At 61.6% G+C, this 22,237-nt stretch carries 19 protein-coding genes; all 19 read left to right on the forward strand.

Translation table 11 applies throughout. The features are described from left to right. Positions 1 to 7 precede the first annotated feature (7 nt). A complete protein-coding gene (locus PSH66_RS00745) occupies positions 8 to 1,522 on the forward strand; it encodes a TolC family protein (protein ID WP_305428182.1) in 1,515 nt (504 codons plus the stop codon). Then, complete coding sequence (gene cysC, locus PSH66_RS00750) at positions 1,506 to 2,117, forward strand: adenylyl-sulfate kinase (RefSeq protein WP_305428183.1); 612 nt, start codon at positions 1,506 to 1,508, stop codon at positions 2,115 to 2,117. The genes PSH66_RS00745 and cysC overlap by 17 nt, the downstream gene beginning before the upstream one ends. 9 nt (positions 2,118 to 2,126) lie before the next feature. After that, positions 2,127 to 2,372: a DUF2789 domain-containing protein gene (locus PSH66_RS00755; protein ID WP_003170881.1), complete on the forward strand. Its 246-nt coding sequence runs from the start codon at positions 2,127 to 2,129 to the stop codon at positions 2,370 to 2,372. A gap of 101 nt (positions 2,373 to 2,473) precedes the next feature. Continuing rightward, positions 2,474 to 3,967, forward strand: coding sequence for a Fic family protein (locus PSH66_RS00760; protein ID WP_305428184.1), 1,494 nt, complete (start codon positions 2,474 to 2,476; stop codon positions 3,965 to 3,967). Positions 3,968 to 4,041: 74 nt separating this feature from the next. Continuing rightward, positions 4,042 to 4,695 (forward strand): hypothetical protein, encoded by a 654-nt coding sequence (locus PSH66_RS00765; RefSeq protein ID WP_258317867.1) that lies wholly within the window; start codon positions 4,042 to 4,044, stop codon positions 4,693 to 4,695. Continuing rightward, complete coding sequence (locus tag PSH66_RS00770) at positions 4,692 to 5,108, forward strand: hypothetical protein (RefSeq protein ID WP_141064914.1); 417 nt, start codon at positions 4,692 to 4,694, stop codon at positions 5,106 to 5,108. Before PSH66_RS00765 ends, PSH66_RS00770 begins: the two co-directional genes overlap by 4 nt. Positions 5,109 to 5,420: 312 nt before the next feature. Beyond that, complete coding sequence (locus PSH66_RS00775; protein WP_141064913.1) at positions 5,421 to 5,687, forward strand: hypothetical protein; 267 nt, start codon at positions 5,421 to 5,423, stop codon at positions 5,685 to 5,687. Positions 5,688 to 6,078: 391 nt separating this feature from the next. Then, positions 6,079 to 6,489 carry a MarR family winged helix-turn-helix transcriptional regulator gene (locus tag PSH66_RS00780; RefSeq protein WP_003170883.1) on the forward strand — a complete coding sequence of 137 codons (411 nt, stop codon included), beginning with the start codon at positions 6,079 to 6,081 and terminating at the stop codon, positions 6,487 to 6,489. Further along, the gene (locus PSH66_RS00785) at positions 6,486 to 8,564 is read left to right on the forward strand and encodes an FUSC family protein (protein ID WP_141064912.1); all 2,079 of its coding nucleotides are present in this window, start codon (positions 6,486 to 6,488) and stop codon (positions 8,562 to 8,564) included. Before PSH66_RS00780 ends, PSH66_RS00785 begins: the two co-directional genes overlap by 4 nt. Then, positions 8,561 to 8,770, forward strand: a complete 210-nt coding sequence (locus tag PSH66_RS00790) for a DUF1656 domain-containing protein (RefSeq protein WP_003170885.1) — start codon at positions 8,561 to 8,563, stop codon at positions 8,768 to 8,770. Before PSH66_RS00785 ends, PSH66_RS00790 begins: the two co-directional genes overlap by 4 nt. Further along, the gene (locus tag PSH66_RS00795) at positions 8,767 to 9,657 is read left to right on the forward strand and encodes an efflux RND transporter periplasmic adaptor subunit (protein WP_078731011.1); all 891 of its coding nucleotides are present in this window, start codon (positions 8,767 to 8,769) and stop codon (positions 9,655 to 9,657) included. The genes PSH66_RS00790 and PSH66_RS00795 overlap by 4 nt, the downstream gene beginning before the upstream one ends. Continuing rightward, the gene (locus PSH66_RS00800) at positions 9,654 to 11,096 is read left to right on the forward strand and encodes an efflux transporter outer membrane subunit (protein WP_305428185.1); all 1,443 of its coding nucleotides are present in this window, start codon (positions 9,654 to 9,656) and stop codon (positions 11,094 to 11,096) included. The genes PSH66_RS00795 and PSH66_RS00800 overlap by 4 nt, the downstream gene beginning before the upstream one ends. Before the next feature lie 80 nt (positions 11,097 to 11,176). After that, positions 11,177 to 11,809 carry an NADH:ubiquinone oxidoreductase subunit N gene (locus tag PSH66_RS00805; RefSeq protein ID WP_305428186.1) on the forward strand — a complete coding sequence of 211 codons (633 nt, stop codon included), beginning with the start codon at positions 11,177 to 11,179 and terminating at the stop codon, positions 11,807 to 11,809. Positions 11,810 to 11,957: 148 nt separating this feature from the next. After that, entirely contained in the window at positions 11,958 to 13,454 is a 1,497-nt protein-coding gene (locus tag PSH66_RS00810; RefSeq protein ID WP_141064909.1) for a YdgA family protein, read from the forward strand. A 270-nt stretch (positions 13,455 to 13,724) separates the two neighbouring features. Then, positions 13,725 to 16,205, forward strand: coding sequence for a poly-beta-1,6 N-acetyl-D-glucosamine export porin PgaA (gene pgaA, locus PSH66_RS00815; protein ID WP_305428187.1), 2,481 nt, complete (start codon positions 13,725 to 13,727; stop codon positions 16,203 to 16,205). Between the two features lie 12 nt (positions 16,206 to 16,217). Further along, positions 16,218 to 18,212 (forward strand): poly-beta-1,6-N-acetyl-D-glucosamine N-deacetylase PgaB, encoded by a 1,995-nt coding sequence (gene pgaB, locus PSH66_RS00820; RefSeq protein ID WP_003170893.1) that lies wholly within the window; start codon positions 16,218 to 16,220, stop codon positions 18,210 to 18,212. Positions 18,213 to 18,214: 2 nt separating this feature from the next. Continuing rightward, the gene (pgaC, locus tag PSH66_RS00825) at positions 18,215 to 19,555 is read left to right on the forward strand and encodes a poly-beta-1,6-N-acetyl-D-glucosamine synthase (protein WP_003170894.1); all 1,341 of its coding nucleotides are present in this window, start codon (positions 18,215 to 18,217) and stop codon (positions 19,553 to 19,555) included. Positions 19,556 to 19,557: 2 nt separating this feature from the next. Further along, positions 19,558 to 20,031 (forward strand): poly-beta-1,6-N-acetyl-D-glucosamine biosynthesis protein PgaD, encoded by a 474-nt coding sequence (gene pgaD, locus PSH66_RS00830; protein ID WP_003170895.1) that lies wholly within the window; start codon positions 19,558 to 19,560, stop codon positions 20,029 to 20,031. A 466-nt stretch (positions 20,032 to 20,497) separates the two neighbouring features. Continuing rightward, positions 20,498 to 22,219 carry a ShlB/FhaC/HecB family hemolysin secretion/activation protein gene (locus PSH66_RS00835; protein ID WP_305428188.1) on the forward strand — a complete coding sequence of 574 codons (1,722 nt, stop codon included), beginning with the start codon at positions 20,498 to 20,500 and terminating at the stop codon, positions 22,217 to 22,219. The last annotated feature ends 18 nt before the right edge of the window (positions 22,220 to 22,237 follow it).

Genomic DNA, 22,237 nt, shown 5'->3' on the forward strand with positions numbered 1-22,237 from the left:
TACAGGGATGAAGACAGGTCATAAGTTATGCGGCGCCAGCCTGCTGGCGCTGGCGATCAGCGGTTGCGCAGTCACCAGTGAGCCGATTGAACGCAGTGTCAGTGAGCAGCGAGCCCGCAGCGATTTGCACGGCATGTACACCAATCAGGAGCCTCTGAGCGGCCCGCTGACGCTGCATGAGGCCATGGCCCGCGCGGTGAAATACAACCTCGAAGGGCGCTTGAAGGTGATGGAAGAAGCCTTGGCCAAGCGCCAGTCGGACCTGTCCAGCTTCGACATGCTGCCGCGCATGGCACTGTCCGCCGGCTACGCCGGGCGCAATAACACCAACGCCTCCAGCAGCCAGAGCGTGCGCACCGGTACGCAGTCCCTCGAACCGTCCACCTCCCAGGACCGCGACCGTCGCGTGGCGGACCTGACCATGGTGTGGAACGTGCTCGACTTCGGTGTCAGCTACATCAGCGCCAAGCAGCAGGGCGACCAGCGCCTGATCATCCAGGAGCGTCGACGCAAGGTGATCAACACTATCGTCCAGGACGTGCGCTCGGCTTATTGGCGGGCGGTGGCCGCCGAACGTTTGCTGAGCCAGATCGACAGCCTGATGGCGCGGGTTGATCAGGCTCAGGTCAACAGCCAGAGCATGAGCGAGCAGCGCATCGGCGACCCGGTGCAGGCCCTCGGCTACCAGCGCTCGCTGATCGAAGCCACGCGCCAATTGCAGGAGCAGCGTCGCGCGCTGTCCCTGGCCAAGACCGAACTGGCCACGCTGATCAACCTGCCCATGGGCACCGACCTGAAACTGGCCACGCCGGACGATTACACCGTGCCGCAACTGAAGATCAACCTGGCCAGCCTGGAACAGGAAGCCCTGGCCAACCGGCCCGAACTGCGCGAGCAGGACTACCAGACCCGCATCAGCGCCGCCGAAACCCGCAAAGCCATGCTGCGCCTGCTACCGGGCCTGGAGTTTTCCGCCGGTGGGCACTACGACAGCAACTCGTTCCTGGTGGACAACCGCTGGGCCGACTACGGCGCCAAGATCACCTGGAACCTGTTCAACGTCATCTCCGCACCGGCCGCCATCGACGTGGCCAAGGCCGGCGAAGAAGTCGCCACCGCACGGCGCCAGGCCATGTCGATTGCCGTGCTGGCGCAAGTCTACGTGGCCAACGCCAACTACCAGGACGCGGTGCGCCAGTTCAAGACCAACGAACAACTGGCCAGCATCGACGGGCAAATCCTCACCCAACTGCGCAACCGCCACCAAGCCGCCGGCTTGGGTGAACTGGACCTGATCCAGGGTGAACTCAATACCCTGCAAGCCGACCTGCGCCGTGACCTGGCCTACGCCGACCTGCGCAACGCCTACGGCCAGATCTTCGCCAGCGCCGGGCTCGACCCGCTGCCCGAGCAACTGGACTCCGACCGCGTGCAGAGCATCGCCACCGCGCTGGCCAGCCGCGAATCGGCGTGGGCTGCCGGCAACATCGCCGCACCGGTACCGCGTGCCGTTGCCCCGTAACCTGGTGGCGCCGACGGCAAGCATTACGCGCCGTCAGCGCGAGGCGCGTCATGGGCATCGCGGCATGGCGATCCTGCTCACCGGCTTGCCCGCCTCCGGCAAATCGACCCTGGCCCAGGGGCTGCAGGCCGCGCTGTTCGAACAAGGCCGGCAAAGCATCGTGCTCGACGGCGACGCCTTGCGCCGCGGCCTCAATAAAGACTTGGGCTTTGCCGACAGCGACCGCCAGGAAAACATCCGCCGTGCCAGCGAACTGGCGGCGCTGCTGGTGGAGAACGGGCAGATCGTGATCCTGGCCATGATCGCACCGCTGACCCAATTGCGGGCGGTGTTTGCCGAACGCTTGGGCGCGGATTATCGGGAAGTGTGGTGCAGCGCCTCCTTGGCGGTGTGCGAAGGGCGCGATCCCAAAGGCCACTACGCGCGAGCGCGGCGGGGCGAATTGCCGGGGTTTACCGGCGTGGGTTCATCCTATGAGCCGCCGGCGGCTGCCGCGTTGGTACTGGATACCGGCGTGTTGTCGGCGCAGCAGTGCGTCGAGTGGTTGCTGGCCTGGCTGGCGCCTGGGTTAGACTCTGGAGAATCAACTTCTTAGGAACTCGCCATGGAATCGCCAGTGCATAGCTTGCCGTCATTGTTCAAACAGTTGGGTTTGCCGGATGACCCGAAGAGCATCGATCAATTCCTGGCCAGTCATTCACCGCTCAAACCGGATCTGAAATTGGCGGACGCGTTTTTTTGGACCGACAGCCAGCGCGCTTTCTTGCGTGAGGAGATTTTGGACGATGCGGATTGGGCGGTGGTGGTGGATGAGTTGAATCTGATGTTGCGCGATGGGCGAGGGGTGTAAAAAAATCTTTTGAAAGTTAAGGTTTTGTAAAAAAAAATGGTGAGCAGTAAAAAAATCTGGGCTTTAATCGCCTGAGTGATTTTTTTCTGGGGAGATTCACCTTGGCAACAGTCGGATATGCCCATCTATGTGACGTACTGGATCTAAAGGTTATTGCGCTCCCGCGTGTGGCAATGATTAAACCCGTGACCAGAATCACTCTAATCGGCACTTGTCTGGCTGTCCCGGCCACCGTGGCGCCCGCACCCGATGCATTATTTGACCATGTGCTATTTGCTCTCAAGCATGAGGGCGTGAATTTGGCTGTTCTCGCTCAGGTTTTTGAACGGCTTGGGCCTGAGCCATTTTTGGCGGGATTAATGGAGTCGCCAAACGGCGCGTTTATCCGCAAAGCCTGTTTTTTATGGGAGGGGTTAACGGGGCGGGTGCTGGACTATTCAATGCCTGTTCGGGGCCGCGTCGTTGCATTGTTCGATCCCGAGCGCTACGTCACCGGCCCCAGCATCCGCAATAGCCGCTGGCGTGTGGATTTCAACGGTTTGGGTTCGCTGCATTACTGCGCCACTGTGGAGCGAACGCCTGAGCTGGCTGCATTGTTGGCGCTCAATGTGCTGGACCGCGCCAAATCCTTCATGGCCACCCTCCCACCCGAAATGATGGACCGCGCCATCCAGTGGGCTTACTTGCACGAAACCCGCGACTCGTTCGCCATCGAAAAAGAACAACCGAGCGAAGAAAAATCCCGCCGCTTCGTCCAACTGTTGCGCCAGGCGCACGAAGGTCGCCTGCTCACTGAAGACTATTTGGTTGAGCTGCAAAACAGCACCGTTTCCAACCCTTTCGACAAAGCCGTTGCTTTTCGCCACGAACAAAACCACCTGCATAACGGCCTGCGCGGCGCTGCGGGCGTGAGCTATGTGCCGCCGGCTCCTGCGCTGTGCCAAGAATTGATGGAAGAGCTGATGGCCTTTTCCAATCAACCGGTGCGCGGCGTCGACCCGCTGGTAGCGGCGGCCGTTACCGCGTTTGGCTTTGTGTTCCTGCACCCGTTCATGGACGGCAACGGGCGCCTGTCGCGCTTCCTGATCCATCAAACGCTCTGCCACTACGGCGCACTGGAAAACGGCCTGCTGCTGCCGGTGTCCGTCGCGATGAAGCACGAAGAGCAGGCCTATCTGGAGGCGCTCAAAGGGTTTTCACAACCCACGCGCGAGTTCTGGAACGTCACATGGTTGGACGGCGATCAAATGGCCTTCGACTTCATCGGCCACCCCTCGATCTACCGCTACTGGGACGCCACCTGCTGCGTCGAATTCACCCTGCAAATGGCCCGCCGCGCGCTGGAAGTGGAACTGCGCGAGGAAACCGAATTTCTCGACCGTTATGACCGGGTGATCAAGGCCGTGAATCAACGCTTTGACGTGCGCGGCAGTGATTTATCGAGGTTGGTGATGATGTGCCTGGATCACGAGGGCAAGGTTTCCAAGCACCGGCGCAAGCAGTTTCAGTACAGCGTGTCGGAGGAGGTGTTTGAGTTTATTGAGCAGGAGGTGGGGCATGCTCTGCGCGAAATTGGGAAATTTCCTATCGACTAAACGGAAGTGGACGATAGTGGCGGGTGTGAGGGAGTCGCTATTAACAAGCGCTAACTCCCTGGTCTGGACACAACATGAAACGCCTGGTCCCACGCGACGAGATTGAAAGTTATGAACTCACAAAGATCGAGAGTCCCTATTTTGCGGAAATAAAAGTACGAGAGTTTTTTCGCGCCCCGTATGTGCTGCCCGGGTTGAGTGAATTGCTCAGTGAGTGCGGTCTTTCTCCCGTTTGCTGCCCCGCTGAAAAAGACCAGCGGCGGGTTTTGGATAAACTGGGAGCCGGTGAGTGGTTGTTTGTGATGGACTATCCCTTTCTCCCCTTAAGTCGCGAATGTCGCATCAAGTATGGACATCTAATGGGGCGCCGACTGTATGTTGGGCCTGGCAAATGGGAGAAGGTAAGCATCGATTACGATGGCGTTAAAAATACCGCGATCCTCGCCGCTAATCGGTTAGTTTCAGCAGCTGATGAGGGACGGGTATTTCTCTCGGACGGAAAAGATCTCGCGAACACCACTAGAGTTATGACTCAACGGTGGGTAAGACTTGATAGTCGAGATGATCAACTTTCCCACCGATCAGTTGAGCGTCGATATGGAGAGCTGCGGCATATAAAACAACGTTATCTGGAGGGCGATGATAACTGGCAGGTGGGTGGTAAGTCGTGGCATTGGCAGCCTGTAAAATCGGATGTGGCCTATGAATACAAGGAAGCGGGAGAATGACGCGCAAGCATGTTTTTTGGTTTTGGGGAGCCATGGATGCCCTTTATCTGATTCGGTATGCAGTGGCCAGCGCAATAGAGGGAAGGATTCCTTATTTAAGCGATCTTGAAAGTGCTTTATGGGTGCTGCGTGATCATAGTGTTGTGCAGTTATACATGTTCGGCTTTGCCATGCTGCTGCAAGTTTCCATCGTAATCTCGTGCTTACTGTTCTTTCTTGGACGTGAACAGGTGAGGTGTGTTACTTACCTTCAAACACCCTTGCGATTGGCTTTTATTGTGCCTTCTGTTTCGCTGTTGCTGGTAGGTGCTAAGTTTGTTCCTAACTACAACTTGGTGTTAATGGCTGTGTTAGTGATTGTTTCTGAGGCAGTCAAGGTCTGGAGCGTATGGCGATGGTGCAAAAAATCCTGACCGGTCAAGGGGCCTGACAACCCATGAAGTCTGTTGCACAGCCTCCACCATCCCCCCTATAGTTCGCCCCGTCGCCGCACATCGGCGATCGGATTTGGCGATCCGAGTTTCTGTGACGCGTTTCAGCGTTCATACCTCGTGCGTTCTCTGTTGGATGAATGCATTAGGTTTTATGGCGGCTGTGCGCGGGAGATCTTCGGATCTGCCGGGTTTCACAGATAACCGGTTCGCCAACCTGCGTACAGCTGCCACCCTTATCTTGTTTGGCGACGAGAGCGGGTGGTTCAAATCCTTATCTGTGAGGTTTTATCGATGGACCAATACAAACCGTTTCAAACCAACCCAACCAGCGTTCCCGTACTGGCCTTCAACACCTTTGCCCCCTCGCATTTGCTCCACGAAACGGCGCGCAGTCGCGTCCGTATCGGCACTGAGCTGTTGGAAACCCTGACCGCCAAATCTGACAGCCAAAACCTCCATCACCTGGTCACAGCCGCACTGGTTTCCCTGCGCGATGGCCTCGACATGATGGGAGAAATCCAGCGTCGCCTGGATGGCCAGGCCGCAGAGCAATCCTGAAGCCAACATCGATCCAAATGTGGGAGGGGGCTTGCCCCCGATGAGCATAGGTATCTACACAACTTCCGCTGAGCGAATAATCTAGGGTCAACCGGCTGTCGTGGTGAGCGGGGCAAGCCCGCTCACCACAGGGAGGACTTTCAGCTTTTAAAAATTGTGTAGATACCTATGCCCCGATGAGGGAGTGTCAGCGCATGCATCAATGACTGGCCCACCGCAATCGGGGGCTTGCCCCCTCCCACATGGGTCCTGCGCTGTTGCCGCTGAATCGCTCCATCCATCGAGAAATTGTTTCAAAACTTGACGACACAACCACCCTCCATCATATTGATAGTTAGCAAACTAACTGTATGCAAGCTATCCAATGCCTCAATCCCTCGAACAACTCCAGATGAACCTCAGCAGCAGCATGGTGGTGGGCGCCCGTCACTGGCGCAAGATCTGCCAGAGCACGCTGGTGAGCTACGGTATTTCCGAAGCCTGCGCCGTGCCGCTGTTGATGATCGGGCGCCTGGGCGACGGTGTGCACCAGGTGAAAGTGGCCCAGGCGTCCGGCATGGAAAGCCCGTCGCTGGTGCGCCTGCTCGACCGGTTGTGCACCGACGGCTATGTGTGCCGCACCGAAGATATCCACGACCGCCGCGCCAAGGCCTTGAGCCTCACCGCGCGTGGCCGTGAGCTGGTGCAGGCGGTGGAAGCGCAACTGGTGCGCCTGCGCCGTGAAGTGCTGGCGGACATTGCGCCCGCCGATATGGAAGCCGCGCTGCGTGTGCTGCGGGCTTTTGAGGCGGCGACGCTGTGAGCGGATTCTTCAGTGGTTTTCCGCCGGCCCGCGATTGGTTCTATGGGGTGCGGACCTTCGCAGCGTCGATGATTGCGTTATACATCGCCATGCTCATGCAAATGCCGCGTCCGTATTGGGCGATGGCCACGGTGTACATCGTTTCCAGCCCGTTTGTAGGACCGACCAGCTCCAAGGCGTTGTACCGCGCCATCGGCACCTTGATGGGCGCGGCGGCAGCGGTATTTTTTGTGCCGCTGTTCGTGCAGTCGCCGTACATTCTGGTGGTGGTGATTGCGTTGTGGACGGGCACGTTGCTGTTTCTGTCCATGCACCTGCGCACCGCCAACAACTACGCGTTGATGCTGGCCGGCTACACCTTGCCGCTGATCGCCCTGCCGGTGGTGGATAACCCCCTGGCGGTGTGGGACGTGGCCGAAGCGCGCACCGAAGAAATCTTCCTCGGCATCGCGGTCGCCGCCGTGGTGGGCGCGATGTTCTGGCCACGGCGCCTGATGCCGGTGTTCGATGGCTCGGTGGCCAAGTGGTTTGCCGATGCGCAGGTCTACAGCCAACGTTTTCTGACGCGCAACGTGGAGCCTGAAGAAGTCAGCGCTTTACGCAGCGGCATGGTCGCCACCTTCAACACCCTCGAATTGATGATCGGCCAGTTGCCGCACGAAGGCGCGCGGCCGCAGACGGTGCGTAACACCAAGGAACTGCGTGGGCGCATGATCCATCTGCTGCCGGTGGTGGATGCCCTCGACGATGCGCTGTACGCCATCGAACACCGCGCGCCGCAGTTTATCGAGCGCCTCACGCCGCTCCTGGACGCCACCCGCCAATGGTTGGAAGACACCCAGCAAAGCGCGCCCCTGGACCGCTGGCGCGCCCTGCGTGATCAGGTCGACGCCCAACAACCCCAAGGCGATGCGCTGGACGACCGCCACACCTTGTTGTTCTCCAATGCGCTGTACCGCCTGGGCGAGTGGATCGACCTGTGGCAAGACTGCCGCAGCCTGCAAGCCGCCATTCAGTGCGAAAGCCAGGACACCTGGCGCGCCGTGTACCGCCACTGGCGCCTGGGCCGGCTCACGCCGTTCCTCGACCGTGGCCTGATGTTCTACTCGGCGTTTTCCACCGTCAGCGCGATCATCGTCGCCTCGGTACTCTGGATTCTGCTGGGCTGGACCGACGGCGGCAGCGCCGTGATCCTGGCGGCGGTGGCGTGCAGCTTCTTCGCCTCGATGGACGACCCGGCGCCGCAGATCTATCGGTTCTTTTTCTGGACCGCCATGTCGGTGCTGTTCGCCAGCCTGTACCTGTTCCTGGTGCTGCCCAACCTGCACGATTTCCCGATGCTGGTGCTGGCGTTCGCGGTGCCGTTTATCTGCATCGGCACCCTCACCGTGCAGCCGCGATTTTACCTGGGCATGTTGCTGACGCTGGTGAACACCTCGTCTTTCATCAGCATCCAGGGTGCCTATGATGCCGACTTTCTGAACTTCGCCAACGTCAACCTGGCCGGCCCGGTGGGTTTGCTGTTTGCCTTTGTGTGGACCCTGGTCGCGCGGCCTTTCGGCGCGGAACTGGCGGCCAAGCGCCTGACCCGCTTCAGCTGGCGCGACATTGTCGGTCTCACCGAACCCGCGACCCTGGCCGAACATCGGCACATGGCCGTGCAGATGCTCGACCGCCTGATGCAGCACCTGCCGCGCCTGGCCCTCACCGGCCAGGACACCGGCATCGCCTTGCGCGATTTGCGCGTGGCGCTGAACCTGCTCGACCTGCTGGCCTACTCGCCGCGCATCCTCGGCGTGCCACGGGTGTTGCTCAACCAAGTGGTGGAGGGCGTCGGCGCCTACTTCAAGGCGTGCCTCAAGGCGGGTGAACGCTTGCCCGCGCCCAGCGGTCTGCTGATGACCCTCGACCGCACGCGCCGCGCGCTCAACGGCCAGGGCCTGCAAGACGAAGACGACACCCGCCTGCACCTGCTGCATGCGTTGGCGGGCCTGCGCCTGGCGCTGTTGCCTGGTGTCGAATTTATTGACGGCACACAGATGCAAGCGCCGCTGCCCGATGGAGCGCCTTTATGATCGGTGATCTGGATATCAGTGGGGTGTTCCTGCCCACGTTGCTGGTGCTGATGGGCATTACGTATGGGTTGTTTCTGGTGGTGCACGGGCTGTTGACGCGCATGCACTTCTATCGCCTGGTCTGGCACCGGGCATTGTTCAATGTGGGGCTCTACGCGCTGTTGCTGGGCGCGGTGGACTCACTCAGTCGATATCTGATGACATGAAAAAACCTTTTTTGACCATCGGCCGTGTGGTCCTGACGCTGTTGATCGTGAGCTTCGCGGTCGTCGTGGTGTGGCGCATGGTCATGTACTACATGTTTGCCCCCTGGACCCGCGACGGGCACATCCGTGCCGACATCGTGCAGATCGCCCCGGACGTGTCCGGGTTGATCCAGCGCGTGGACGTGCATGACAACCAATTGGTAAGCAAGGGCCAGGTGCTGTTTGCCGTCGACCAGGACCGCTTCAAGTTGGCCCTGCGCCAGGCCCAGGCCGCCGTGGCCGACCGCCAGGAAACCCTGGCCCAGGCCCAGCGCGAGTACAAGCGTAACCGTGGCCTGGGCAACCTGGTGCCGAGCGAGCAACTGGAAGAAAGCCAGTCCCGCGTGGCCCGCGCTCAATCGGCGTTGGCCGAAGCGCAGGTGACGGTGGACTCGGCCCAACTCAACCTCGACCGCTCGGTGATCCGCAGCCCCGTGGACGGTTACGTCAATGACCGCGCGCCGCGTACCCAGGAGTTCGTCACCGCCGGGCACCCGGTGCTGTCGGTGGTGGACAGCAACTCGTTCCACATCGACGGCTACTTCGAGGAGACCAAACTCGACGGCATCCGCGTCGGCATGGGCGTGGATATCCGCGTGATCGGCGACAACGCGCGCCTGCACGGTCATGTGCAAAGCATCGTCGCCGGTATCGAAGACCGTGACCGCAGCAGCGGCTCCAACCTGTTGCCCAACGTCAACCCGGCGTTCAGCTGGGTGCGCCTGGCCCAGCGAATTCCGGTGCGCATCGCCTTCGACGAGGTGCCGGCGGACTTTCGCATGATCGCCGGGCGTACGGCCACCGTGTCGATCATTGGCGACAAACCCCGTGACGGAGCCCAGCCATGAAGCAGCTGTTGGCCACCGCTGCGCTGGGTTTGCTGCTGTCGGCCTGCCAAGCGGTAGGGCCGGATTACCAGGTGCCGGACACGGCCGCGGTCAATCGTGCCGACCTGCAAGGGCCACTGCCGTTGGACGGTAAAAATGAGGTGTCGGCACCGGTCCCCGCCGATTGGTGGAAGCTCTACCAAGACCCGCGCCTGGATGAACTGGTGCGCCAGGCCATGGCCTCCAACACCGACCTGCGCGTGGCCGCCGCCAATTTGCAGCGGGCGCGTTTCCAGACGCAACAAGCCGAGTCCGCCGGTGGCTGGAGCGCCGGGGCCAAGGCCGAAGCGCAGCGCCTGCAGGAGTCCGGCGAAGCGTTTTTGCTGGCGGACAAAGTCCCGGTGGATAACATCGGTAGCCTGGGCATCACCACCTCGTACCAATTCGACCTGTTCGGCACCCTGCAACGCGGCATCGAAAGCGCCCAGGCCAGCGCCGACGCGGCCCAGGCCGCCGCCGATATCGCGCGTATTACCCTGGTCGCCGATGTGGTGCGCTCCTACACCCAGGTATGCGCCGCCAACGAAGAGCTGGCGATTGCCAACCAATCCCTGGACCTGCAAGCCCAGAGCACCCGCCTGACCCAACGCCTGCGCGACGCCGGCCGAGGCGATGAAACCCAGGTCACCCGTTCGCAAACCCAGTACAAATCCCTGCGCGCCGACATGCCGCGCTACGAAGCGGCGCGCCAGGCCGGGCTGTTCCGCCTGTCGATGCTGCTGGCCAAGCCGCTGGACCAACTGCCGGCGGGCACCGGCAGTTGCGCCGAGCTGCCGCACATCGCCCAATTGCTGCCGGTGGGCGACGGTGCCGCGCTGCTCAAGCGCCGCCCCGACGTGCGCCAGGCCGAACGCCAACTGGCCGCCGCCACCGCACGTATCGGCGTGGCCACCGGCGCGCTGTACCCCGACATCGCCATCGGTGCCACCGTGGGCGCCGTCGGCCTGCTCGACAACCTCGGCCAGCCGGCCACCAACCGCTGGGGCTTCGGCCCGATGATCAGCTGGACTGTGCCGACCAACGGCGCGCGTGCGCGTATTCACGAAGCCGAAGCCGCGACTCAGGGCGCCCTGGCGCATTTTGACGGCGTGGTGCTCAATGCCATCCGCGAAACCCAGACCGGCCTTGCGCAATACACCGCCATGTTGCAGCGCCGTGATGCGCTGGCCGACGCCGAGCAATCGGCGCGGCAAGCCGCGGACCAGACCCACCGGTTCTTCCAGGCCGGCCGCGAGTCGTTCCTCGCCGACCTGCAGGCCACCCGCACCTACACGGCGATGCGTGCGCAATTGGCGGCGGCGAACACCCAGGTTGCCATGAGCCAGATCGATTTGTTCCTCGCTCTGGGCGGCGGTTGGGAAAGCGGACGAACGCACGGTTCTGCAGCCAGCAAACCCTGAGCCAATGGCTATGCTTTGACAGGTGGGCCCGGTGATGGCCTGCCTGACACTGCTCGCGTTTGCTCATGGGGATTCCAATAATGAAAAACCCTTATGCTCCCGCTTTCTGGTGCGTGCTCTTCGCACTGGTGCTGTTATCGGCCGCGTATTTCTATGGCGTCATGCTTGCCCATCAACTCGACAAGGCCATGGTGTTTCTCGACAGTGCCTGTCTGGTGATCGGCACCTTGTCCATCGGCGTCGTCGCCTGGGCCTCCTACCAGAATCAACGGGTCAAGAAAAAACTCCTCGAACAAGGCAAGACCCGCGTGGCGATCTGGGACACCAAGGTTGCGCTGCGCCGAGTCGAAACCGTGTTCGATCGCTATTTCTGGGGCAGCTACTGGCAGCCGGGGCGCACCTTCCAGGAAGTCATGGGCGAACTCACGGGCACGCCGCTGGAAAAAAGCCTCGAAGTCCTGAAAAAGCAGTGCGTCGTGCTCGACAAGCAGGTCGCCGACGGTCGGCATTGGCTGAATAATGCGCGGGAATTGTCCGACGTCGCCACGCAGATGGCCCGCGAGCGCTACCAGCTGGATTTTTGCGACCCCAAGGCCGACACCCCTGGCAACGCGGTGATACACCGCGAATTCGAGGTGCTGGTGTACACCTGGACGGCGCGTTTGAAGAGTTTCGATCACCAGTTGGATGAAATCGAACTGGAGTATTCGTGAACTAGTCGTGAACTGATCCCTCTGAAAGGCTGGGCCGTTTGTGGCCGCCAGTGCTAATCTTCCCCCGCTTTTCGGCGGGCTTGAGCCAACCTCATCCGGGGTTCAAGGAAGACAGCCCACTCCTCACAGGATTTGATCAGGTCACTTCATGAATAAGCCAGCAGTCGTTCTTTTGGGTTTTGTGGTCGCCGTTGGCGTCGTCAGTGCAGGCGGCGCCTGGTACACCGGTAAACAACTGGAGCCGGTGCTGCAAACCGCGATCCAGAACGCCAACAAGGAACTGCAGACTTCCATGGCCGGGGTCGATGGCACGCTGAGCCTGGAACTGGTTTCCCTGGACCGTGGCGTGTTCAGCAGCACCGCTCACTACCGCCTGAAGGGCCAGGGCTCGGTGTTCGGCGCGGAAAACCCCAACCCCGAATTGCTTTTCGTCGACCATATCGAGCACGGCCCGCTGCCGGTCTCGCGCCTGGTCACGCTCAAATGGCTGCCGGTCATGGCTACCAGTCACTATGCGCTGGAAAAGAACCCCACCACCGAGAAGTGGTTCGCCGCCGCCAAGGACGTGTCGCCGCTCAAGGGCGTGGCCAACATCGGCTATACCCGTTCGGTCAGCGGCAACATCGAGTTGCTGCCGCTGGAGTTCAAGGATGACAAGTCGTCGGTGAGCTTTTCCGGCGCCAACATGAACTTCGACGGCACCGCCGAAGGCCAGAAGGTCAAGGCCGATGGCTTCATGAACAGCCTCAAGGTCGCCGCCGTGGATGCCAATGGCGAAGCCTTCGAGGCCGAATTGGCGGGCCTGACCATCGCCAGCAACCTGGAAAAATCCACCTTCGGTTTTTACACCGGGCAGAACACCATTGAGCTGAGCGACAGCAAGTTCACCTTCGGCCCGCAGAAAGCCGTGCTGAGCTTCAAAGGCTTCGAACAGAAAGACTCCAGCGAAACCAAGGACAACAACCTGGCCGGCCGCGTCGACTACAAAATCGACGAGATCGGTTACCAGGGCAAACCTGTGGGTTCGGCCGCCATGGCCTTGAGCATGAAGAACATCGACATTCCGGCGATGCTGGTGCTGACCAAGCTGTACCAGGACAAGATGCAGCCGGTGCAAGCCGCCGCCGCCGCGGGCGAACCGGCACCGGAGCTGCAACTGACCGACGCCGAGCAAGCCCTGGCCGAAGCCAACGTCAACCAGGTACTGGCCGCCAAGCCGCACCTGGCCCTGGAAAACCTGTCGCTGAAAACCACCCACGGCGAAAGCAAATTCAACCTGCTGGTGGACTTGGCCAAGCCGGCCTCCATGGAGCTGCCGCCGGTTGAACTGGGCAAGCAAATGGTGTCGCTGCTCGACGCCAACCTGAGCCTGTCCAAGCCGATGATCGCCGACGTATCCGCCCTGCAGGCGCAGTTGGGTGGCGTGACCGACCCTAAAGCCATCGAGCAGCAGTCCCAGATGGCTGCCGAAATGGTCAGCGGCATGGCGGTTGGCACTCAGCTGGCGACCCTGGTGGGCAGCGATGTGGTGTCCAAGCTGCACTACGCCAACAATGAAGTGACCTTCAACGGCCAGAAGATGACCGTTGAGCAGTTCATTGGCTTTGTCATGGGCAAAGTCGGTGCGATGAGCGGCGGGCAGTAACGCCTCAACATCCGGCCTCTGAGTGAGGCTGCTTGAAATGCAGTCAAAATGTGGGAGGGGGCAAGCCGCCCCTCCCACATTTGTTTTTGCGTAGCGCAAAAAAGCGGTCAGCCAATTCTGAACAATTGTTCTGATTTGAATTTCTTCTTACTTTCCTGAGAGATAGTTCGCACAGGAAAGCTAGGCCGGGTCATTAGACGCCGGCACCCTGAGCGCTTCGCTCAGGATCACCTATCGTTACAGCTTTCCGTGTGTAAGGAAGCTCACGATATGTTGCGAAACCTACCACTCAGTGCATCAGGCCGGTTGCGACTGCTCGTCGGGGCCGCTTTATGCAGCCAACTGCTGATACCCACCTTCGCCATGGCCGACCCGGCCTACGACGCCCTGATCATTCAGGCGCGCAACGGCAACTTCACGCCCGCGCTTACCCAATTGCGCCAGCTGTCGGCCGAACGCCAGACGCCAGGCCAGATCAGCGATCACCTGGTGATCGCCGGTTGGGCCGGCCAGGACGCTGAAGTGCTGAAGGTGTACGAGGCCCAGGGTAAAAATCGCAACCTCAGCACCCAGGCGCTCGCCACCGTGGCGCGTACCTATCGCAACCAGAAGCAGTGGGCCGAGGCCGAAGCGGTGTATCGCCAGGCACTGCTGCGCGAACCGAACAACACCGACCTGCAGCTGGGCCTGGCCCTGACCCAGGCCGACGGCGGCAAGGCCACCGAGGCGGTGCAACGTACTCGCGCGCTGGTGGCCGCCAAGCCGGACGACCCCAACCGGCGCATGGCCCTGGGCTACGCACTGACCCGCGCCGGTTTGAACTACGATGCGCTGTTTGAATTCGACCAGGCGTTTATCCGCGCCGGCGACAAGCCCGAGGTCGCTCGCGAATACATCATCGCCCTGCAAAAGGCCCGTCTGCCGGAAGCGGCATTGCGCCTGTCGGCCAAGCAGCCCGGCCTGCTCGACCCGGTCACCCAGCGCCGCCTGGAAGGTGACCTCGCCGCTGAACGTGTGCGCATGGCCGAATTCGCCACGCGCAGCGAACAGGAACGCTACGTTATCGCTGATCGAGCGCTCCAGGACTACGACACGCTGCTCGCCCGCTGGACCCCCGACGCCACTGCCCAGGATGACGTGGTGCGCTGGCGCATCGACCGCCTGGGCGCGCTCAAGGCCCGCGCGCGTACCGCCGACGTGATCCGCGAGTACGAAGTTCTAAAGGGTGAAGGCGTGCAATTGCCGACTTACGCCGTGCGCTGGGTGGCCGCCTCGTACCTCGACCAACGCCAGCCGGAAAAAGCCGAGCCGTTGTATCGCCAGGCCCTGAGCGCCGCCGACGCCGAACCGGATGATCGGGTCGAAGACACCACCGCGCTGTTCTACGCCTTGCAGGAAAGCGATAAAGGCGAGGAGGCCAATGAGGTCGCCAAGGGCCTCGCCAACAGCCAGAACCCTCGCGTCGAACTCAAGGGCCTGCCTATCGGCAACCCCAACGATGCGTGGATGGACGCGCAACAACTGTCGGCCCAGGCCGGCGTTTCCGGCGGCGACCTGCCGGGCAGCGAAGCCAGCCTGGAAGCGCTGGTGGCCAAGGCCCCGGGTAACGTCAGCCTGCGCCTGGCCCAGGCCGACATGTACCGCGCCCGCGACCTGCCACGGCGCGCCGAGGGCGTGCTGAAAGAAACCGAATCCCAGGTGCCGCGCGACATCGCTCTGGAGATCAGCCAGGCGTACACCGCCATGGACCTGCAAGAGTGGCGGCAAATGGATGTACTGACCGACGATGTGGTCGCCCGCAACCCGGACAGCCGCCAGGTGCAGCGTCTCAAGCGTCTGCGCGATGTGCACGACATGGCCGAACTGCGCGTCGAGGCCTATACCGGTAAAAGCTACGGCGGCGGCAGTGACAACGATGCCGGTGCGGTTGCCGGCAGCCGTGACTGGGGCATCGAAAGCGTGATCTACACGCCGCCCATCGATGAAGACTGGCGCCTGTTCGCCGGTGCCGGTTATGCCACCGCCGACTTCTCCGAAGGCACCGGCCAGCACCGCTGGCAGCGCGTGGGTGTGGAACGGCGCACACGCGACATGACCCTGGAAGCCGAAGTGTCCAACCATTCCTATGGCCATGGTTCCAAACAAGGCGCCAGCGTGTCGATTGCCCGCGACATCAACGACAACTGGCAATACGGCGGCAGCCTCGGCTACCTGCTCAGCACCACGCCGTTGCGCGCATTGAATGCCGACGTCACCGCCAACGGCGGCAGCGGTTTCATCCGTTGGCGCGCCAACGAAAGCCGCGAGTGGAAGCTGACCCTCAGCCCATCCCACTTCAGCGACGGCAACGACCGGTTCGAAGCGTTGCTCACCGGCCGTCAAGGCATTTACAGCTCGCCAAAGGTACAAGTCGACCTGGGCCTTGAAGTCGGTGCCAGCCGCAACAGCAAGGAAGACACGGTGTACTTCAACCCCAAGTCTGACCTGACCGTGTTGCCCACCGTCACCGTCAATCATGTGCTCTACCACCGCTACGAGACCCAGTGGAGCCAACAGTTCCAGCTCGGCGCGGGTACCTACAGTCAAAAGGATTACTCCACGGGCGGCATGGCTCTGGTGGGTTACGGCCAACGCTTTCGCTGGAACGACGTGCTGGACGTCGGCGCGAACCTGAGCCTGATCAGCCGACCTTACGATGGCGATCGCGAACGCGATCTGCGCCTGCTCGTCGACCTCACTTACCGTTTCTAAAAGAGCCTGACCATGACCTTCCTCAGCCGTTGCTTGTTGGTTCTGGGTGTATTGCTGGCCAGTGCCTGCGCCCAGCAACCCGCCCCTTTCACTCCACCCGCCGAGCGGCCGACACCGGCCAACGAACAGGTGTGGCCGAAGAACCATTTCCTGGGCATTGCCTACCACGACGTGTCGGACCGCGACCCCGACCAGGCCGTGGTGGCGGTGCGCACCGAACGTTTGATCGAACAGCTGGCCTGGCTGCGCGAGAACGGCTACCAGGCCGTCAGCGTTGACCAGATCCTGGCCGCGCGCCGTGGCGGCCCCGCGCTGCCGCCCAAAGCCGTCATGCTCAGCTTTGACGACGGCTATTCGAGCTTCTACACCCGTGTGATGCCGATCCTGCGCGCCTACCGCTGGCCGGCCCTGCTGGCGCCGGTGGGCAGTTGGATCGATACGCCGCTCAACCAACCCGTAGATTTTGCCGGTACACCACGTCCACGCGGTGACTTCCTGACCTGGCAGCAGATACGCGAAGTGTCGCAGTCGGGCCTGGTGGAAATCGCCGCGCACACCGATGCCAATCACAAAGGCATCCTGGCCAACCCCCAGGGCAACCTGGAGCCGGCGGCGACGACCCGGCGGTTTGATCCGGCGACCCAACGCTACGAAAGCGAAGCGCAGTTCCAGGCGCGCATGCGCACTGACGTGGTCGCGATCTCCGACAAAATCCGGGCTGTCACCGGCAAGGCGCCTCGGGTATGGGTGTGGCCGTACGGCGCGGCCGACGGCACCTCGCTGGCGGTGGTCGGAGCGCAGGGTTACGAAATGGCCCTGACCCTTGAAGACGGCCTCGACGACCTCGGCAACCTGATGAGCAGCCCGCGCTTTCTGGTCGCCTCCGACCCGGATGGCGAGCACTTCGCCAACAGCATTGTCGCCGTGCAGGCCAAAGCGCCGTTGCGGGTGTTGCATGTCGACCTGGATAACGTCTATGACCCCGACGCGGCTCAACAGGCGCGCAACCTCGACCAGTTGGTGCAGCGGGTGGTGGACATGGGCGCCGGTACGGTGTTCCTGCAAGCCTTCGCCGACCCCAAGGGCGACGGCCTGGTGCATTCCCTGTACTTCCCCAACCGCCACCTGCCGATGCGGGCCGACCTGTTCAACCGCGTCGCCTGGCAACTGCGCACCCGCGCCCATGCCAGCGTATACGCCTGGATGCCGGTGCTCAGCTTTGCCCTCGACCCCAAGCTGGCCCGCGTGACGCGGTGGGACCCCAAGACCGGCGCCATCGGCCTGGACCCCGACCAGTACCAGCGCCTGTCGCCGTTTGATCCCAAGGTGCGGCAGATCATCGGCGAGATCTATGAAGACCTGGCACGCGTAGGGCCCATCGACGGCATCCTTTACCACGATGATGCGGTGTTCAACGATTTCGAGGACGCCAGCCCCGCCGCGCTGAAAACCTATGCCGCCAATGGTTTGCCCGACACCATTGCGGCGCTGCGCGCGGACCCGGCGGTGATGCAACGCTGGACGCGTTTCAAGAGCCGCTACCTGATCGACTTCACCCACGAGTTGACCGCCAAGGTCCGCGCCATCCGCGGCCCGCAGGTGCTGACCGCACGCAATATCTTTGCCGAGCCGATGCTCAATCCGCAGAGCGAAACCTGGTTCGCGCAGAACCTCGATGACTTCCTCCAGGCCTACGACTGGACCGCGCCGATGGCCATGCCGTTGATGGAAGGCCAGGAGGTAAAAACCTCCAATGCCTGGCTGGAAAAACTGGTGGCCACGGTCAAGGCACGGGGCGCGCTCGAACGCACAGTGTTTGAACTGCAAGCCAAGGACTGGCGCACCAAAGCCGCGCCTGACATCAGCGCTGAACAATTGGCCGAATGGATGGGCGTACTCAAGCGCCAGGGCGTCACCAGCTTCGGCTATTACCCGGACAACTTCCTGGAAAACTCTCCGGACCTGAAGACTGTGCGTCCGGCCCTTTCCAACCAATGGAACCCTTGACCATGTTTGACAGAATCCTGGCTTTATTCGTGTTGGCATTGGTATTGGGTGTGCCCCTGGGCCTGATCTTCCTGGTCACCGGGCAGTTCCTGATGGACTTCGTGTTTTTCTATCCGCTGTTCATGTCGGCGTTGTGGATCGCCGGCGGCCTGTACTTCTGGCTGCACTGGGAGCGCCACTGGCCCTGGGCGGAAGACACCCCGGCGCCGACGCTGGCCGGCAACCCGCTGATCTCGATCATCATCCCTTGCTACAACGAAGGGGATAACGTGGCCGACACCATCGCGGCCGCCTTGGGCCAGGTGTACCCGAACATCGAAGTGATCGCGGTCAACGACGGCTCCAAGGACAACACCGCCGCGGCACTCGATGCCCTGGCGCTGGAGCACCCCCGCCTGCGCGTGCTGCACCTGGCGCAGAACCAGGGCAAGGCCGTGGCCCTGCGCATGGGCGCCGTGGCCGCGCGCAGTGAATACCTGGTGTGCATCGACGGCGATGCGTTGCTCGACAAGAACGCGGCGGCCTACCTGGTCGCGCCGATGCTCGACAACCCACGCCTGGGCGCCGTGACCGGCAACCCCCGCATCCGCACACGTTCGACCCTGATCGGCCGCGTGCAGGTGGGCGAGTTCTCCTCGATCATCGGCTTGATCAAGCGGACGCAGCGCGTGTTCGGGCGGATTTTCACGGTATCCGGTGTGGTGGTGGCGTTCCGTAAAAAGGCGCTGGACCGCATCGATTACTGGAGCACCGACATGATCACCGAGGACATCGATGTCAGTTGGAAGCTGCAGCTGGACCACTGGAGCATCTTCTACGAGCCGCGCGCGCTGTGCTGGATCCTGATGCCCGAAACCGTCGGCGGCCTGTGGAAGCAGCGCCTGCGCTGGGCCCAGGGTGGCGCCGAAGTGCTGTTCAAGAACATCCGCGGCATCTGGCAATGGCGTCACCGCTACCTGTGGCCGCTGTTGTTCGAATACTGCCTGTCCACCGGTTGGGCCTTCACCTTCATGCTGTCGGTGATCTTCTGGGGCGTGGGCAAATTCGTGGTGCTGCCGCCGGCGATTGCCGTGGACTCCCTGATGCCGCCGGCCTTTACCGGGTTGGTGCTGGCCATGGTGTGCCTGGTGCAGTTTGCAGTGAGCATCATGATCGACCGTCGCTACGAAAAAGACCTGTGGAAAACCCTGTTCTGGACCGTGTGGTACCCCATGGTGTTCTGGCTGGTGAGCCTGTTTACCACCCTGGTCAGCTTTCCGAAGGTGTTGTTCAACCAGCATCAGAAGCGCGCGCGCTGGGTCAGCCCGGATCGCGGTATCAAACCCGTTGAAGAGGAGGCGTGATCATGAAACTGGTCAGAACTCGCCAAAGTACGCTGATGTGGATCATCGATGTGCTGTTGACCCTGATGGCCTGGGCCGGATTGATCTGGCTGCTGGCGCGTGGGATCACTTCGATGCTGGAGACCCACGGTGGCCCGCGCATCGAGGCGCCGATCTTCGCGGCGCTCAACACCTTGCAGATCTACTTGTGGATTGCGCTGTTCAACGCGGTGATCCTGGTGACCTGGGCGCGCTACCAGCAACGCAAGGGGCGCAAATTCGCCCAACGGCGCGCCGAGGCCAAGGCCCTCAGCGACCAGAACCTGAACGAGAGTTTCAGGCTGGCTGAAGGCGACCTGGAGCAACTGCGCCGGCCGGGGGTGTTGGTAATCCATAACGACGAAGACGGCGGCGTGTCGCAAGTCAAAGCCCATGTCTCCCGTGATGTGGAAAAGCCAGGGTTGAGCCTGGTGCCTGATAAAAAAGACGTCAGCTAAGGTTGTACCCAATCCAATGTGGGAGGGGCGGTGCGACGATTCGACTTGCTCCCGATAGCGGTGAATCAGTCACGTAGATATCTACTGACCCACCACTATCGGGAGCAAGCCTCCTCTCACATTTTGGTTCTCCACTCACCCTTCAAGATGAATGTCGACAAGTGGGACCCAATTCACAAAAGCGCCGCGAACTTTTCTGCCTTTCCCGGTACTAACCTATCTCGGAAGCAACTTGATGGCTAAATAATGGCTATTCCAAGTTCTCCGACGAATCGCTATCAAAAGAGTTGCCGCCTGTCGGAATAATACGTCGAGTATCAGGCTGCCCGTCTTTTTGATAATTATTTGTTGTTAATAATCAATAGGTTGCGTGAATAACAAGTACGAATGTGCAACTAGCCCGGCTTCTTGGGTTGGCGCAAGTTCAATGTTAGTTTCGCGGCCCTTGATTTTCGACGGACCGAATATGTCTTTTTTATTGCCACGGACTCGGTATTTGCTCTGCACGTTGCTGCTCGCTTACATGGGCGCAAACAGTGCCATGGCTGCCCCCACGCCCGGGGATCAGGACCTGATCCGCGACCGCCAGAACCGCCTGCTCGAAGAGCAGCAGCGGCGCCTGCAGGAACTTAAGGATCTGCCCGGCAAAGCGGCCAAGCCCGAGGCCCCGGCCACGCCGGCAGACACCCGCTGCTTCCCCATCCAGGACATCGAACTCAAGGGCGCCGACAGCCTGTCCGCCACCGACCGCGCGCGCCTGCTCAAACCCTATGTCGGCCAGTGCCTGGGCGTGGCGCAGCTCAATGAACTGCTCAAGGTCATCACCGACCACTACATCGCCAAGGGCCGCGTCACCAGCCGCGCCTACCTGCCGCAACAGGACCTGTCCAGCGGTCACCTGCAGGTGCTGGTGGTCGAAGGCAAGCTCGAAGCGTTGAAAAGCGCCGAGGGCAGCAGCGTGACCGACCGCGAACTGGCCATGGCCTTTCCCGGCAAGGTCGGCGAGGCGCTCAACCTGCGCGAAATCGAGCAACTGGTGGACCAGCTCAACCGCCTGCCCTCCAAGCAGGCGCAAATGGAACTGATGCCCGGCACCCAGATCGGCGGCAGTGAAGTCGTGGTCAAGAACGTGCCGCAAAAACCCTGGCGCGCCAGCCTGTCGCGCAACAACGACGGCCAGAAAAGCACCGGCGAACAGCAGTGGGGCGCGGGCCTGGAATGGGACAGCCCGCTGGGGCTGGGCGACCAACTGATGCTGCGCGGCGGCCACGACGCTGTCAGCGACCACCAGAAAACCTCGCAAAACAGCATGCTGTATTACAACGTGCCGTGGGGCTGGTGGAACTTCAGCTACACCTACAACGAAAGCGATTACCGCACGTACGGCCAGACCGACAGCTCCAAATTCAAGCTCAATGGCGACAACGAGAACCACCAGCTGCGCGCCGAGCGGGTCATCCACCGCGACGACGTCAGCAAGACCTCGGTCAACGTCGGCCTGTCGCACCTGCGCACCAACAACTACGTGCTCGACGTACGCACCGAGCCCAGCAGCAACCGCCTCAGCGAACTGCAACTGGGCATCAACCACGGGCGACGCATCGGCAATGCCTTCGTCAACCTTGACCTGGGCATGCAAAACGGCATCGGCTTGCTCGACGCCCAATCCCAGGACGAGCGTGACTCGCTGGGTCGTCGGCAGCCCAATTCGCGCTACCGCAAGTACACCGCCACGGTCAGCTACCTGCAGCCATTCAGCCTGTGGGGCGAGTCGTTCAGCTTCAGCAGCCTGGCGACCGGCCAACGCAGTGAAGACGTCCTGTTCAGCCCACAGCGCATGAGCCTGGGTGGCTCGGCCTCGGTGCGTGGGTTCAAGGACCAGCAACTGACCGGCGACAGCGGCGGCTACTGGCGCAACGAAGTGCGCTGGGCGCGCCCGGTGACCCTCGACTGGATGCGCCCGGCGTTCGCCGAATACGGCGCCAGCGTCGGCTACGACCAGGGTGTGATCAGCAACGATCGCTACAACGACAACGTCCATGGCCGAGTGTCCAGCAACTCCCTGGAACTGTTCGCCCGGGGCAAACATGTCAGCACCAGCGTGACCTTTGCCCATTCGTTAGAAAGACCCAGCGTGTTGACCGAGCGCGAAGCGCCGATCTACTTCCGCATGGATTTCTTCCTGTAATTCAACGCTGCGCCGTAA

It is taken from the genome of Pseudomonas sp. FP597, assembly GCF_030687435.1.
GTDB classification, from domain to species: Bacteria; Pseudomonadota; Gammaproteobacteria; order Pseudomonadales; family Pseudomonadaceae; genus Aquipseudomonas; species Aquipseudomonas lactucae.

Coding starts and splice junctions, on each gene's coding strand:
- PSH66_RS00745 (WP_305428182.1), top strand. CDS start 8: ATGAAGACAGGTCATAAGTTATGCGGCGCCAGCCTGCTGGCGCTGGCG.
- PSH66_RS00755 (WP_003170881.1), top strand. CDS start 2,127: ATGGAATCGCCAGTGCATAGCTTGCCGTCATTGTTCAAACAGTTGGGT.
- PSH66_RS00765 (WP_258317867.1), top strand. CDS start 4,042: ATGAAACGCCTGGTCCCACGCGACGAGATTGAAAGTTATGAACTCACA.
- PSH66_RS00770 (WP_141064914.1), top strand. CDS start 4,692: ATGACGCGCAAGCATGTTTTTTGGTTTTGGGGAGCCATGGATGCCCTT.
- PSH66_RS00775 (WP_141064913.1), top strand. CDS start 5,421: ATGGACCAATACAAACCGTTTCAAACCAACCCAACCAGCGTTCCCGTA.
- PSH66_RS00780 (WP_003170883.1), top strand. CDS start 6,079: ATGAACCTCAGCAGCAGCATGGTGGTGGGCGCCCGTCACTGGCGCAAG.
- PSH66_RS00790 (WP_003170885.1), top strand. CDS start 8,561: ATGATCGGTGATCTGGATATCAGTGGGGTGTTCCTGCCCACGTTGCTG.
- PSH66_RS00795 (WP_078731011.1), top strand. CDS start 8,767: ATGAAAAAACCTTTTTTGACCATCGGCCGTGTGGTCCTGACGCTGTTG.
- PSH66_RS00800 (WP_305428185.1), top strand. CDS start 9,654: ATGAAGCAGCTGTTGGCCACCGCTGCGCTGGGTTTGCTGCTGTCGGCC.
- PSH66_RS00805 (WP_305428186.1), top strand. CDS start 11,177: ATGAAAAACCCTTATGCTCCCGCTTTCTGGTGCGTGCTCTTCGCACTG.
- PSH66_RS00810 (WP_141064909.1), top strand. CDS start 11,958: ATGAATAAGCCAGCAGTCGTTCTTTTGGGTTTTGTGGTCGCCGTTGGC.
- pgaA (WP_305428187.1), top strand. CDS start 13,725: ATGTTGCGAAACCTACCACTCAGTGCATCAGGCCGGTTGCGACTGCTC.
- pgaB (WP_003170893.1), top strand. CDS start 16,218: ATGACCTTCCTCAGCCGTTGCTTGTTGGTTCTGGGTGTATTGCTGGCC.
- pgaC (WP_003170894.1), top strand. CDS start 18,215: ATGTTTGACAGAATCCTGGCTTTATTCGTGTTGGCATTGGTATTGGGT.
- pgaD (WP_003170895.1), top strand. CDS start 19,558: ATGAAACTGGTCAGAACTCGCCAAAGTACGCTGATGTGGATCATCGAT.
- PSH66_RS00835 (WP_305428188.1), top strand. CDS start 20,498: ATGTCTTTTTTATTGCCACGGACTCGGTATTTGCTCTGCACGTTGCTG.